Annotated in this window: 8 protein-coding genes; 7 read left to right on the top strand and 1 reads right to left on the bottom strand. The window is 70.0% G+C overall.

The genetic code is table 11. The annotated features are described in order from the left end of the window. Nucleotides 1-251: 251 nt before the first annotated feature. The 3 genes from HUW53_RS18130 to HUW53_RS18120 all read left to right on the top strand — a co-directional run bounded on the left by HUW53_RS18130 (nt 252) and on the right by HUW53_RS18120 (nt 8,240). Nucleotides 252-1,643 (top strand): FAD-binding oxidoreductase/lyase, encoded by a 1,392-nt coding sequence (locus HUW53_RS18130; protein WP_237347162.1) that lies wholly within the window; start codon nt 252-254, stop codon nt 1,641-1,643. A gap of 355 nt (nt 1,644-1,998) precedes the next feature. Further along, nucleotides 1,999-3,960 (top strand): autotransporter assembly complex protein TamA, encoded by a 1,962-nt coding sequence (locus HUW53_RS18125; RefSeq protein ID WP_237347161.1) that lies wholly within the window; start codon nt 1,999-2,001, stop codon nt 3,958-3,960. A gap of 14 nt (nt 3,961-3,974) precedes the next feature. Then, a complete protein-coding gene (locus tag HUW53_RS18120; protein WP_237347160.1) occupies nt 3,975-8,240 on the top strand; it encodes a translocation/assembly module TamB domain-containing protein in 4,266 nt (1,421 codons plus the stop codon). Nucleotides 8,241-8,637: 397 nt separating this feature from the next. On the opposite strand, the gene HUW53_RS18115 is transcribed toward HUW53_RS18120, so the two are convergent. Further along, nucleotides 8,638-9,051 carry a hypothetical protein gene (locus HUW53_RS18115; protein ID WP_237347159.1) on the bottom strand — a complete coding sequence of 138 codons (414 nt, stop codon included), beginning with the start codon at nt 9,049-9,051 and terminating at the stop codon, nt 8,638-8,640. Between the two features lie 31 nt (nt 9,052-9,082). Between HUW53_RS18115 and HUW53_RS18110 the strand changes: the two genes are divergently transcribed. The 4 genes from HUW53_RS18110 to HUW53_RS18095 all read left to right on the top strand — a co-directional run bounded on the left by HUW53_RS18110 (nt 9,083) and on the right by HUW53_RS18095 (nt 13,880). Further along, nucleotides 9,083-10,885, top strand: coding sequence for a potassium/proton antiporter (locus HUW53_RS18110; RefSeq protein ID WP_237347158.1), 1,803 nt, complete (start codon nt 9,083-9,085; stop codon nt 10,883-10,885). An 88-nt stretch (nt 10,886-10,973) separates the two neighbouring features. Next, nucleotides 10,974-11,264, top strand: coding sequence for a hypothetical protein (locus HUW53_RS18105; protein WP_237347157.1), 291 nt, complete (start codon nt 10,974-10,976; stop codon nt 11,262-11,264). A 110-nt stretch (nt 11,265-11,374) separates the two neighbouring features. Next, nucleotides 11,375-12,556, top strand: a complete 1,182-nt coding sequence (locus HUW53_RS18100) for an aminotransferase (RefSeq protein ID WP_237347156.1) — start codon at nt 11,375-11,377, stop codon at nt 12,554-12,556. A gap of 169 nt (nt 12,557-12,725) precedes the next feature. After that, on the top strand, nt 12,726-13,880 hold the full coding sequence (locus tag HUW53_RS18095; protein WP_237347155.1) for an efflux RND transporter periplasmic adaptor subunit: 1,155 nt from the start codon (nt 12,726-12,728) through the stop codon (nt 13,878-13,880). Nucleotides 13,881-13,884: the final 4 nt, after the last annotated feature.

The raw sequence follows: 13,884 nt of genomic DNA, 5'->3' as shown, positions 1-13,884 counted from the left end.
GCTTGAAGTCGGCCCCCTTATGCCGGGCTCGTCGCTGCGCCGCAACCCGCACCGGCCGCGCCGGAGCGTCACGGTGCAATAAGAGGCGGTATCTTCCAGCCGTTGCACCGGCTTTCGCAGGGGCGGCAACGCTTTTTCAAGGCTGTCGGCGGAAAACTGCGTCACAGTTGACGACAGATGCGTTTCGCGTGCTGTCCGCGAGCGGCTCGCCGCGAGGTTGAGATCATCGCCCACCGACCCTGCGAGGTGTCATGACGCAGTCGATCCCGCGCTCCTCCACCGCTCCCGTGCCTGGACGGGGATCGGCGCTGACCCTGCCGCGTGATTGCGACGTGTGCATCATCGGTGACGATGTCGCGGGCCTCCTCATGGCCTGTGATCTGGCCGCGCGCGGGCTGGAGGTGGTGCTGTTTCCCACGCCCGGCGATGTCCCCGCCCTGGGGCTCGACGCGGCGCTGGCGCCGGGCTTTCGCCTGCCAGCCGCGGAGCTTTTGGAGCGCCTGGGCCCCGGCGATGCGGCCGAGGCGTATCGGCTGTCGGTGGAGGCGGTGCGTCGCGGGCTGCTGCTGGCGCAGAAGGCGGGGGTGCCCCTTGGGCCGAAGGGGCGGCTCGCCGTGGCGCGGCCCGCCGCGGCGGGTTTACTCGCCGCCGAGCATGCGGCGGTGGAGGTGCTTGCTCCGGAAACCAGCGTGCTGGTGGGGGCGGAAGATGTGGCGGCGCTGCTCGGTGTCGCGACCTTCGCCGCCGCGCTCGGCCTTGCGCCCGCCCATCGGCTGGACGCGGCGGCATTCCGCGCTGTGCTCGGCGCGGCGGCGGCCGAAGGCGAGATCACCCTCATGCCGCAAGTGACCGCGCTGGCGGTGGATGTGCATGGACTGCGCAAATATGTGACGGCGCCGCGCCTCAAGGTGCGGGCCTATCAGCTGGTCTTTTCCGGCGGCGCGGCGCTCCGCCGGGTCGCGCCGGAGCTGGTGCCGAGCCTGGTGCCGACCCCCTGGGTCGCCGGCCGGTTCCACCTGCCCGGCGCGCAGGTCGCCTATGCGGGCCTGGTGGAGGAAGTGGGAGGCACCGGCCTGCGCTGGCATTGGGATCAGGATCGCCTCGCGCTCGCCGCCGAAACGGCGACTCTGGTGCGGGGCCGGGGCGCGGCGACGCGCGTGCTGCGCCGGCATGGCGCGGCCCTCGCTCCACCCATGGGCGCGGCCGTCGGCCAGACGGCGCGAGGCGTGATGCTGGCCCCCACCCGCCGGGGGATGCCGTTGATCCAGGAGGGCGAGAAAGGTGTTTGGTACTGCGCGACGGACGGGCAGGATCTGGCCCATGGCCTGATGGGGGCGGACCTCATCTGCCGGGCCATCGCTGATCGGGATGATCGCATCCGCCTGTTCAGCCCGTTCGGCCTGGAGCCGGCGGGCACGCGGCCCCCCTCGCGCTGGAGCCGCATGGCGGGCTATTGGCGCCGGCGCTTCAAAGCGGCGTTCGAGGCTCAGACCGAACCGGGGTCGGCGCCGCTCTCCCCCCATGGCGCGCCAGAGGTGGCCGCGCACGGCCACGCCGGCAGGGCGTTGTCGCTGTCGCAGCGGGCGGTTCGGGCCGCAACGGCGCTGGCGTTCCCCACCGCGCAGCCACCGTCGCGGGAATAGGCCGCGCCCAGCCCGCCGCCCTGCGCGCGCTCGGGAATGTGGCCCTAGCGTAAGTTTTGCGTGAACGAGGGCAAGGCGGCTTGCCGCCTGCAAAACTGCCCCGCGCCCCTGTCTTTCACCGGGTGGAGCCGGTTTGCTCGCAATGGCGGGAAAAGAATGCGACGCTGCCGCAGCGTAGGGATGGGGGGAGCGCACGCGCACAAGCATGGCATCACCCTAAGGCGAAATTTACGGACCGCCCGTAGCTTCCGTTGCGGTCGCCGGCTTCGCGCTGGCGGGCCGGCCCCGCAAAGTCCCGCCTTCGCAGGATGGGGATCCTTTGTTAGACACGAGTGGACTGAAGACACGAGCGGACATGGCGCGACCGGTAAGATCCTCCCCCTCCCCACGCCTGCGTCCGGTCGTTCTGGCCGCGGCGCTGATGATGCTTGGGGTGCCGCCGGCGAAGGCGGACGAGGGCGGCCTGTTCGACCCCATCCTCAATTTCTTCAATCCGAATCGTGAGGCGGCCGAGGCTGGCCCCGCCATCGACGCCGTGCCTTATACGGTGGACATCGTGGTGGACGGGGATCGCAGCGTGCGCAGCGCCATTCTCGACGCTTCGAACCTTGAAAGCCTGAAATCGCGCCCGCCCGCAGGCGCCGCCGGCCTGGTGCGCCGGGTGACGGGCGATCGCGAGCGCATCGTCGCCGCGCTCTACGCCAACGGCTATTACGGCGGGACCATGGAGATCACCATCTCCGGCAACCGCATCGACACGCCCAACATTTTCGACATCGTGGAGGCCAGCCGCTCGCGTGGCCCGGTGCCGGTGAAGATCGTGGTGGACCCCGGCCCGCTCTTCACCTTCGGCACGGTGCGCATTCTGGACGCGGCCACCCGGCAGCCCCTGGCCGATGCGCCGTCCCAGCGGGCCTTGCGTATGGAGACCGGACAGCCGGCGCGGGCCGACGCCATCGTCGCGTCCGAGGCCACCTTGTCCAACCATTGGCGCGAGGCCGGCTATCCCTTCGCCAAGATCGCCGACAAGCAGGTGGTGGCCGACCATGCCACCCACGAGCTCAATGTCACCTTGTTCGTGTCTTTGGGCCGGCCGGCGACGTTCGGCGACTTCACGGTGGTGGGCGCCGGCTTCCTGCCGCTGGGCTTCATCGAGGACCGCATCGAGATCCGCCCCGGCGAGCCGTTCTCGCCCGACCGTCTCGCGGCGCTGCGCCGGCGTCTCTCCAAGATCGACGCCATTGCCAGCGTGCGCATCCGCGAGGCGGACCATCTGACCGCCAATGGTGAATTGCCCATCACGATCGAAGTGACGGCGCGCGAGCCGCGATTCGTGGGGTTCTCGGCCAAATATTCAAACACGGACGGCTCCTCGCTGAACGCCTATTGGGGGCACCGCAACCTGTTTGGTGGTGGCGAGACGCTGCGGCTGGACGCCAGCGTGTCCTGGTTCGGCCAGGAGTCGGATGCGGTGCCCGACGCCGATCCGTTCGGCTACAAGCTCGCCGCGACCTTCACCAAGCCCGGCATCATCACCGCCAATGACGACCTGGTGGCGCAAGCGGCCGTGTTGCGCGAGGTGACCAACGCCTATGTGCGGGAGGGCTTCACCTTTCTCACCGGCATCCGACGGCGGTTCAACGACCAGTTCTCGGCCCAGCTGGGCCTTGATCTTGAAGATTCCACCGTTCAGGACGCGGATTCCACGGGCGACTATTTCATCCTCGGCGTGCCGGTGGACTTCAATTTCGACAATACCGATTCCCCGCTCGATCCCTCGCGCGGTATCCGTGTCGCGGCCACCGTCGAGCCCTTCGCCTATCTGGGAGAGAACGGGGCGGGGCCGGTGATGGCGAAGGCCACCTTGTCCGCCTATCACGCGTTCGATGAGGAAAAGCGGTACATCCTCGCCGGGCGTGTTTCCGGCGGCGGCTACATCGGCGCCGATCTCCAGGACGTGCCGGCGCAGCGGCGTTTCTACGTGGGCGGCGGCGGCTCCCTGCGCGGCTACGATTACCAGTCGGTGAGCCCGCGCAACGCCTATGGGGTCATCATCGGCGGCCTCAGCTATTTCGAAGCGTCGGCGGAAATGCGGGTGCGCATCACCGACACCATCGGCATCGTGCCGTTCTTCGACATGGGCGCGGCCTACGCGACCGAATATCCCGATTTCACCGAGATGAAATATTCCGCCGGCCTGGGCCTGCGCTATTACACGGCCATCGGCCCGCTGCGGCTCGATCTGGCCATTCCCCTCAATCCCGGACCCGACGACGGCTCGTACGGCGTCTATGTCAGCCTGGGGCAGGCGTTCTGATGGCGGCGCGCGGCATGTCCTCCCTTCTCCTGCGCGGCCTTGGCTACACCCTGGCCGGCCTGCTGGTGATCCTGTTCGCGCTGTTCGCGCTGCTGCAGACCGGGCCCGGCAAGGGCATGCTCGCGCGGGTCGCATCATCGCTCGCCTCGGTGGCGGGGCTCACCGTGTCCGTCTCCGACATCCGCGGCGGCGTTCCGTGGGACATGAGCATCGGCCGCATCGCGGTGGCCGACGCCAAGGGGCCGGTGGCGGAGGTGGAGGCATTGCGCCTCGCCTGGCACCCATTGTCGCTGCTGTCGGGCGTGGTGAACGTGGAGGCCGTGGAGGCGCGCCGCATTGCCGTCGCGCGCCTGCCGGACCTGCCGGCGTCGGAACCCGCGCCCGCCGGGGGCGGCGGAGCTTCTTTCCTGATGCCGGTGCGGCTCGGCCGCCTCGCGGTGGACGACATCTCCCTCGGCGCGCCGGTGCTCGGCCATGCGGCGCAGCTCTCGCTCAGCGCGTCGGCCGACCTGATGGCGGCCGGCAAGGGGCTGTCCGCCGATTTCGCCCTCGATCGCAAGGACGCGCCCGGTACCGTGAAGGGGCGGGTGCATTACACGCCAGACACCCGCGTGCTCGACGTGGACATCGCCGCGAGCGAGCCGGCTGGCGGTCTTGTGGCCCGTGCCGCCGGCATGGACGGCCTGCCGCCCCTCGACGCCCGGCTGGCCGGCAAGGGGCCGATCGACGCCTGGGACGGCAAGCTCGCCGTTTCCGCCGGCGATGTGGCCCAGGTGGCCGGTGCCGCCGGCGTGCGCGCGGTGGACGGAGGGCATCGCATCACCATGGCCCTTGATGCGGACGTGGCGAAGCTGCTGCCGCCGGCGGTGGCGCCCCTGTTCGAGGCGCGGACCGAACTGGCGGCCACCGCCGTGGTCACCGCCGCCGGGCCGGTGGATGTGGAGACCTTGACCGTGCGGGCGACGGGCTTCGGCTTCGCCGCCAAGGGCCAGGTGGATCCGCAGGGACCGCGCGTCGATCTCGCCTTCAGCGCGGTGGCGGGCGATGCGGCCGGTTTTGCCGCCTTGGCGCCGGGCATGGGCTGGACATCGGTGAAGCTCGAAGGCGTGGCGAAGGGGCTGCTGGCGGCTCCCACTCTGTCCGCGCGCCTGGATGCGGTCGGCCTTTCGGGGGCGGGCTATGGGGCGGACACGGTGGCGGCCGAGCTCAAGACCTCACCCGACAACGGCACGCTCAATATCGCCCTCGACGCCAACGCCAAGGGGCTCATCGCCGCCGATGCCAAGGTGAAGAGCGCGCTGGGCGAGACCGCCCGGATCACCACTACCGCAGTGAAGCCGGCCGGTGGCGATCCGGCCCTGACCGGATTTTCAGCCGAGCTTGCCGCTCTTTCCGCGCGCTTCGAGGGAACCGCCAGCGCCGCCGCGGCTCGCGGCACCTTCCGCCTGGAGCGGCTGGACCTTGCGGCCTTCGGCCCGCTGGCGGGCCGTCCGCTGGCCGGCACCGCGCGGCTCGATGCGGACGTGACGGGCGCGGACGGGTTCCGCCAGCTCACCTTGAAGCTGTCCGGCGGCACCGAGGGCATCAAGACCGGCATCGCGGCCGTGGACGCCCTGTTCGGCGCCACCAGCCGGTTCGCCGGCACCCTGACCCGCGCCGGGCAGGACGCTTTCGCGGTCGACACCCTGACCCTCGCCGCCACCGGCCTCGACCTGAAGGCGGACGGCACCCTGTCCCGCCGCCTCGCGGACCTGAAGGTGGATCTGAGCCTCGACGATCTGAAGCGGGTGGAGCCGCGTCTGTCCGGCCGGCTTGAGGGCTCCGCCGCCTTCTCGGGCAGCCTTGACGACCTGGCTGTCACCGCCCGCCTCGCCGTGCCCGAGGGCACGGCCATGGGGCAGGCCATCACGGGCCTCGCCCTGGGCGTCGAAGCCAAGGGGCTCACCGGCCTGCCAAGCGGACGTTTCACCCTCGACGGGCGCGTCGCCGGCAAGCCCGCCACCGGGGGCGGTGCCTTCGCCCTCGCGGACCTCGGGGCGGCGCGGCTCGATGATCTCGATCTCGCCATCGGCTCGGTGACCGCGCGCGGCAGCCTGGCGCGCGGTGCCGATGGCCTGTTCGGCGGGCAACTCGCCGTGGCGGCCGGCAATCTCGCGGATCTTTCTGCCCTGGCGCTGACGGAGCTGGCCGGACGCCTCGACGCCACCGTGAAGCTCGGCACCGCGGACGGTCGCCAGACGGTGGCGGTGAACGCCAGCGCGGACAATGTGCGCGCCGCCGGGCAGAGCGTGGGCTCGGCCCGCATCAACCTGACGGTGGCCGACCCCGCCGGTCAGCCGGTGCTGGACGGCACCGTGGCGCTCACCAATGTGGAGGCGGGGGTTTCGATCCCGCGTGCCAACCTCCAGGCCCGTGGGGCCGGGCGGGGCAGCGCGCTTACCCTCGATGCCCAGGTGAACGGCGCCAATGTGGCGGCGGCGGCCCAGGTCAATTACCAGGATGCCACCTCCCTCATCCGCCTCGACCGGCTGAGCGTGGCCCGTGGCGGCACCACATTGGCCACCTCCGCGCCTGCCAACATCACCATCCAGGGCGGCGAGGTGACCCTCGACCGGTTGGCGCTGGCGAACCGTGGCGGCTCGGTGGCGGTTTCCGGGCGAGCGGGCGCCAGCCTCGACCTCAATCTGGATGTGCGCGCCCTGCCGCTGGCGGTGGCGGAGCTGGCGGCGCCGGGGCTCGGCCTCAACGGCACCGTGAGCGGCACCGCCCGCGTGCGCGGCTCGGCCGACCGGCCGGAGGGGCCTTACGATATCCAGGTGTCGCGTCTGTCCACGCCGGATCTCGCCAAGGCCGGTGCCGGGCCGTTCGACATCCGCTCCGCCGGCACCCTTGGCGGTGGGCGGGTGACGACGCGCACCACCGTCGCCGGCACCCACCTGTCGAATTTCGCCGTCACCGGTTCGGCGCCCCTGGGCGCGGGGGACCTTGACCTTGCCGTGCGGGGCGGGGTGGACCTGCGCATCGCCAACGCCTCCCTCGCCGCCATGGGCAGCCAGCTCACCGGCAGCGCCGCCATCGATGCCACCGTGCGCGGAACGGCGGCAGCGCCGCGGGCCGGCGGCACGGTGCGCATCAGCGGCGGACGCTACAACGACGGCGTCAACGGCATCACCCTCGACCGTATCGAGGGCGTGATCGCCGGTACCGAACGCTCGGTGACGGTCAACGCCCTGACCGCGCGCACGCCCAACGGCGGCAGCCTGTCCGCCCGCGGTTCCGTGGGGCTCGACCCGGCGGCCAATTTCCCCGGCCGCATCGAAGTGACCATGCAGAATGCCGGCCTCGTCAACAGCGAGCTGATCCGTCTCGTCACCGACGGGCGCATCGCGGTGGAAGGCCAGTTCACCAACGATCCCCACGTCACCGGCAAGGTGCAGATCCGCGCCATGGACGTGAACATCGCCGAGCGGATGCCCGGCGGCGTGCAGGCCATCCGGGTGAAGCATGTGAACGATCCGCGCGGCCGCGATGCCGCCCGCGCCGTGCCCCCGCCGCCCCGGCGGGAGCGGGCCGGCGGGGGGGGCGGCATCACCCTTGATCTGACGGTGGTGGCGCAGAACAACATTTTCGTGCGCGGCATGGGCATGGAGGCGGAGCTGGGGGGCGAGATCCGCGTCAGCGGCACCAGCCGCGCGCCGGCGACCCAGGGCGGCTTCGACATGCGGCGCGGGCGCTTCGACATCCTCGGCAAGCGGCTGAATTTCACCCGTGGGAAGATCACCTTCACCGGCAGCACCGATCCCGACCTCGACTTCATCGCCGAGACCACCGCCAACGACATCACCGCCCGCATTCTGGTGACCGGCCCGGCCTCCCAGCCGGAGATCACCTTCACCTCGGAGCCGACCCTGCCCCAGGACGAGGTGCTGGCGCGGTTGCTGTTCGGGCGCAATGCGGGCTCGCTGACGGCGGCCCAGTCGCTCCAGATCGCCCAGACCATCGCCCAGTTCTCCGGCGGCGGCGGGGTGCTGGATCAGATGCGGCGCACGCTGGGTGTCGACAGCCTGGATGTCGGCACCAATTCGGCCGGAACCGGAGGTCAGGTGGGTCTCGGCCGACGCATCAACGATCGCCTCTATATGGGCGTGCGCCAGGGCACGACGCCGAGCTCCAGTCAGGTCACGGTGGATATGGACGTGACGAAGAACATCCGCCTCCAGGGGGCCACCGGCGCCGATGGCGCCACCTCTGTCGGCATTGGCGCGCAGTGGGATTATTGATCGTCGGCAGCCTGAATCTGCAGGTTCCGCCGGGTGCTGGAAGGGCCGCGCTCCATCGGTCCCGGCCCGCGCCGCGGGCCCGTCCGCCACGAGGCTGGAGTCTGTGCCGGAGGCGGCCTGCGGAATAGATCTAAGATATTGCCTTCGCTCCTTGTTTTGCGCGACCCAGGCGCCACTTCGCGTGACGATGCGAACAAGGTCGGGCAGACGGGTGCAAGGTTGCGATCGGGCGTCCGTCAGGGGTTGCGGCTGACTGTCGCATTGTTCCCGCGGAACAATCCTTGAGTAGATCGCGTTGGTGACGTGCAACTCATGCGCGCACGTCGCGCATCAATCCCAATGGGGAGGGGCGATCATTGGTCGCCCTGCGGGCAGGCCGGCAAGAGGTTCGCGATCTTCAGTGGAGCCGGGGCGGCGTTTTGCCACCATTCGCCAAGTGAGGTATGTGGATGAAGCTCACCGGCAGAAGCCTTGCGCCCTGACCACTGTCCGTGGGAGGTTCCAGGGGACCGTACCAGGCGATCGGCGCGTAGGTGAGACAGTGGCCGTCCTGATCCAGTGGATAGACGCCAACGCCTGATGTGAACTCGCTTTCCGTCTCCGCGATCTCGATCGCCAGGTCGTGATCGAAGCAGATCGTCTCGCTTCGCTCGGCGCGCAGTCCATCGGCTGCGAGCGCAAACGGAACGACGAGGTATGCACGCGCCTTGCCGTGCCACGGCATGTTCAAAATCCTCGTGAACGCGTTCGGTGTGCCCCCAAAACCGCCCAGGATTTCCACAACGCGGAAGACCTTACGCGCCGAAGGCATGTGGCGCTACTGTCGCCTGAGTGCATCGGGGATGCGGACGCTGGAGGCGACGGAGCGGATGGGGGCGGTGGTCGTTTCCAATGTGGTGCTGCTGGTGGTGGCGGCGTTGCTCGTCGCCGGCACGTTGTCGAGCCTGCTGGCCGCCCGCTTCGGCGCGCCGATCCTGTTGTTGTTCCTGCTGGTTGGGGTCCTGGCCGGGGAGGGCGGGCCGGGCGGCATCCATTTCGACGACTATTGGGCCACCTACATGGTGGGCTCGGCGGCGCTCTCGGTCATTCTCTTCGACGGCGGGCTGCGCATGCGCATGGGCGCCATGCGCGGTGCCGTGGCGCCGGCGGTAACCCTGGCGACGGTGGGGGTCGTGCTCACGGCGGCGCTGGTGGGGCTGGTGGCGACGCCGCTCCTGGGCCTGTCACCCATGGAGGGCCTGCTGGTGGGCGCCATCGTGGCGTCCACGGATGCGGCGGCGGTGTTCTTTCTCATGCACGCCCAGGGGCTGCATCTCGGCCGGCGGGTGGGTTCGGTGATCGAGCTCGAATCGGCCACCAACGATCCGGCCGCGGTGTTTCTGACGGTGCTTCTGGTGGAATTGGCATCGGCCCATCTGACCGACCCCGGCTTCATGGTGCTGCTGGGGGCCGCGCGCGAACTGGTGGTGGGGGCGGCGTTCGGCATCGCGGGGGGCATCGTGCTCACGGTACTGATGAACCGCCTCGATCTGCCGGCGGGGCTGCATCCGGTGCTGGCGGTGGCGGTGGTGGTGCTGCTGTTCGCCTTGACCTCGCTCCTGCATGGCTCCGGCTTCCTGGCGGTGTTCCTGGCCGGGTTCGTGATGGGCAATCGCCCGGTGCGCGCCATCGCGCCCATCACCAGCTTCCTCAATGCGGTGACCTGGATCTGCCAGATCGTGATGTTCGTGATGCTGGGCCTTCTGGTCTCGCCTCAGAAGATCCTGGAATATGCGCTGCCCGCCCTCGGCGTGGCGGCGTTCCTCATTCTGGTGGGGCGGCCGGTGGCGGTGTTCGCCTGCCTCGCGCCGTTCCGCTTCTCGGTGGATGAGAAGGCGTTCGTCTCCTGGGCCGGGCTGCGCGGAGCGGTCTCCATCTTCCTGGCCACCATCCCCATGCTGGCGCACCTGCCGCAGGCGGAGGTGTATTTCAACGTCGCCTTCGCGGTGGTGCTGGTGTCGCTGGTGCTGCACGGCTGGACCATGGTGCCGGCCGCGCGGCGGTTCGCGGTGGCCCTGTCCGACCCGGTGCGGTCCCTCCGGCGGTTCGAGATCGACCTTCCGGGTCAGATGGATGTGGAGCTGGTCGCCTATCCGGTCGCCGAGGGCGCGCCGGCGGTTCGCAGCGGCGCGCTGCCGGCGTGGGCGCGGCTGGTGATGGTGGTGCGGGGCGGCCAGACGCTCACCCCGGAGGCCGCCGGCCCCCTGCGCGTGGGCGACTACGCTTATGTGCTCGCGCCGCCCCAGAGGGTGCAGGGGCTCGATCGCCTGTTCCGGCCACAGGAGGCGATGGCCCTCACCGATGTGGCCGCCTTTCCCTTCGTCGGCGAGGTGCGGCTTGGAGATCTGGCCGGGCTCTACGGATTGCCGGTGCCGCAGGAAGAATGGGGCCTGACCATCGCCGATGCCTTTGCCGACCGCGCCAGCGACCGGGTGGCGCCCGGCATGCGCATCACCTACGGCCGCGCCTCGATCGAGGTGCGGGACGTGGACGACGGCCGTGTCACCTGGGCGGTGCTGCGGCTGGAAGGCGGCCGGCTGCGGCGTGGTCTGCGCTGGCTGCGCCGGCTGTTCGGCCTGTCGGAGAGCGAGGCGGAGGATGATTGAGGTGGGGATCGGGAGCGGCGCGCCGCTCGCCATCTTGCCGCCGCGGGGCCTGGGCAGAACGGCGGAGCGTCACGGCGGGAGGTGAGCCATGCGATTGTTCATGCGGCGGCGGGGCGAGGCGGATACCGGCCGGGACGCGGCCCGCGCCCTCGCGGACCGGGTGCGACGGCTTCTGGATCTGGAAGAGGAGGCGACGGTGTCGGTCTCCGAGATTTCCTGCGGTGATCCCGCCTGCGGCGGCGCCGAAACCGTGGTGCTGGTGATGCGTCCAGGCCGGCGCACCGAGGCTGCGAAGGTGCTGTGCCCCATGTCTGAGGTGACGGAAGACGCGCTGCTGGCGGCGCTGAAGCCCCTGTCAGGTCCGCCGGGCGGGCGCTGATCGCGGCCACGGATGGCGCCGGATGGTCTTGTCCCTTTCGCTGGCATGGCTAAGGGTCTAAACGGCGGACACCCGGCGCCACGGGGCGCCGCCCATTCAGACGATGCACCATGACCGCTTCCGCCCCCCTGCGCCCGCTCAACGCCATCTATTCGGCGCTGCCCACCACCATTTTCGAGGTGATGTCGCAGCTCGCCCGCACCCATGATGCGGTGAACCTCGGGCAGGGCTTCCCGGACGATCCCGGCCCCCTCGACGTGCGGCAGAAGGCGGCCGACGCGGTGTTGAACGGCTGGAACCAATATCCCTCCATGATGGGCCTGCCGGAACTGAGGCAGGCGGCGGCGGCCCACTTCCGCCACTGGCAGGGGCTCGACCTTGATCCCGACACCGAGGTGATGGTGACGTCCGGCGCCACGGAGGCGCTGGCCGCCGCCCTGTTCGGCCTGATCGAGCCGGGCGACGAGGTGGTGCTGTTCCAGCCGCTGTATGATGCCTATCTGCCGCTGGTGCAGCGGGCCGGCGGCATCGCCAGGCTGGTGCGCCTGGAGCCGCCCCATTGGACCATCACCGGGGACAAGCTGAAGGCCGCCTTCTCGGACCGCACCAAGCTGGTGCTGCTGAACAATCCGCAGAACCCCACCGGGGTCGTGCATTCCCGCGCGGAACTCCAGCTCCTGGCGGATTTCTGCCTGCGCTTCGGGGCCTATGCGGTGTGCGACGAGGTGTGGGAGCACATCGTGTTCGACGGTCTGCGTTTCGAGCCTCTGATGGCTTTCGATGGCATGCGCGAGCGCACGGTGAAGATCTCCTCGGCCGGCAAGATCTTCGGCATGACCGGCTGGAAGGTGGGCATGGTGTTCGCCGCGCCGCCGCTCATGAAGGTGCTGTCGAAGGCCCACCAGTTCCTCACCTTCACCACCCCGCCCAATCTCCAGGCGGCGGTCGCCTACGGCCTCGGCAAGGATGATGGCTATTTCACCGCCATGCGGGCCGGCCTCCAGCGCTCGCGCGATCGGCTTACCGACGGCCTCGCGGGCCTCGGCTTCCGGGTGCTGCCGTCGGCGGGCACGTATTTCCTGACCGTGGATCTCTCCGCCCATTCCAATGCGCCCGACGACGAGGCCTTCTGCCTCGATCTGGCGAAGACCCATAAGGTGGCGGCCATCCCGGTCTCGGCCTTCTATGCGCAGGATGCGGTGAGAAACGTGGTGCGCTTCTGCTTTGCCAAGAACGACGCGACCATCGACAAGGCCCTGGAGCGGCTGTCACACCTGCGGCTGGTGGCCTGATACGAAACTGACGCGCGTTTTTCGGGGCGCGGCGACCAATCGCCGCGCATTCGCCTTCGAATCTGTCCAAACCGTAATTGGACCTCGCGCCCCAACGCGCGTTGCATCGCAGCGTAGCATGGCTGCGCTATCTGGGGCCGAGTCTGTGGCGGGCGGGATCGAGGGTGGCATGACGAACGACGGGCGAAGGCGCGCAGGGCGCGTCCTGGTGGCCATGGTGTGCCTCGCGGTGGCGGGGGCGGCGGCCTGGGCCTGGCAGGGCAAGGCCTGGCTGGAGGCCAAGGCGCCACAGGACACTGCGGCGGCCCAGCCGCGTGCCACCGCGGTGCTGGTGGCGCGGGCGGCGCGCAAGCCCATGCCGGTGCGCGTGGAGGCCCTGGGCACCGTGGAGGCGATGGTCACGGTCCCCATCCGCTCCCGCGTGGCGGCGGAGGTGGACAAGGTGGGGTTCGCGGACGGCGCCGTGGTCGCCGCAGGCGACCTTCTGTTCCAGCTTGATGCCCGTGTCATCGACGCCCAGATCCGCCAAGCCGAGGCGACCCTCGCCAAGGACAAGGCGCAGCTCGACAAGACGCAGCGGGACGTCGAGCGCTATTCCGGCCTCGCCACCCGCAATGCGGTTTCCCAAGTGCAGGTGGAGGACGCCAAGACCACCGCCGACATGCAGCAGGCGACCGTGGTTCAGGACGAGGCCAACCTGCATTCCCTCAAGGTGCAGCGTGGCTATTACGAGATCCGCTCGCCGGTGAGCGGTCGCATCGGCGTGTCGGCGGCGCGGGCGGGCGCGGTGATCCGGGTGGACGACACCCTGGCCACGGTGCGGCAATTGAAGCCCATCTACGTCACATTCGGCCTGCCCGAACGCTATCTGGGGGAACTGCGCGCGGCCGCGAACGCGCAGGTGTCGATCACCCTCCAGGGTTCGGGCGAGAGCATCTCGGGCGGCAAGGTGGCGGTGATCGACAATACGGTGGATCCCCAGACTGGGACCATCGCGGTGCGGGCGGTGTTCGAGAACGCCAATGAACGGCTGTGGCCCGGCACTCTCGGTGCCGTCACGGTGACGCTCCGGGTGGAGGACAATGCGGTCGCCATCCCGAACGAGGCGGTGCAATCGGGGCAGGATGGGTCGTTTGTGTTCGTGGTGGAAGATGGCGTCGCCCGTGTGCGGCCGGTCACTGTGGCCCGCACCGTGGACGGCGCGGCGGTCATCTCCACGGGCCTCGACGGCACCGAGACCGTGGTCACCGACGGTCAGCTCGCGCTACGCAACGGCAGCCGGGTGAACGTCAAGCGCCTGCCGACCTCGGCCACGGGGAGCTGAGCCG

It is taken from the genome of Xanthobacter agilis (assembly GCF_021730435.1).
Classification (GTDB): domain Bacteria; phylum Pseudomonadota; class Alphaproteobacteria; order Rhizobiales; family Xanthobacteraceae; genus Xanthobacter; species Xanthobacter agilis.
Note: the sequence above shows the minus strand (reverse complement) of the source record. Positions and strands in the feature narration are given on the sequence as shown.

What these genes read in the sequence shown, in the direction of transcription:
- HUW53_RS18095 (WP_237347155.1), top strand. Translation starts at nt 12,726, where the DNA reads ATGACGAACGACGGGCGAAGGCGCGCAGGGCGCGTCCTGGTGGCCATG.
- HUW53_RS18105 (WP_237347157.1), top strand. Translation starts at nt 10,974, where the DNA reads ATGCGATTGTTCATGCGGCGGCGGGGCGAGGCGGATACCGGCCGGGAC.
- HUW53_RS18130 (WP_237347162.1), top strand. Translation starts at nt 252, where the DNA reads ATGACGCAGTCGATCCCGCGCTCCTCCACCGCTCCCGTGCCTGGACGG.
- HUW53_RS18125 (WP_237347161.1), top strand. Translation starts at nt 1,999, where the DNA reads ATGGCGCGACCGGTAAGATCCTCCCCCTCCCCACGCCTGCGTCCGGTC.
- HUW53_RS18100 (WP_237347156.1), top strand. Translation starts at nt 11,375, where the DNA reads ATGACCGCTTCCGCCCCCCTGCGCCCGCTCAACGCCATCTATTCGGCG.
- HUW53_RS18120 (WP_237347160.1), top strand. Translation starts at nt 3,975, where the DNA reads ATGTCCTCCCTTCTCCTGCGCGGCCTTGGCTACACCCTGGCCGGCCTG.
- HUW53_RS18115 (WP_237347159.1), bottom strand. Translation starts at nt 9,051, where the DNA reads ATGCCTTCGGCGCGTAAGGTCTTCCGCGTTGTGGAAATCCTGGGCGGT.
- HUW53_RS18110 (WP_237347158.1), top strand. Translation starts at nt 9,083, where the DNA reads ATGCGGACGCTGGAGGCGACGGAGCGGATGGGGGCGGTGGTCGTTTCC.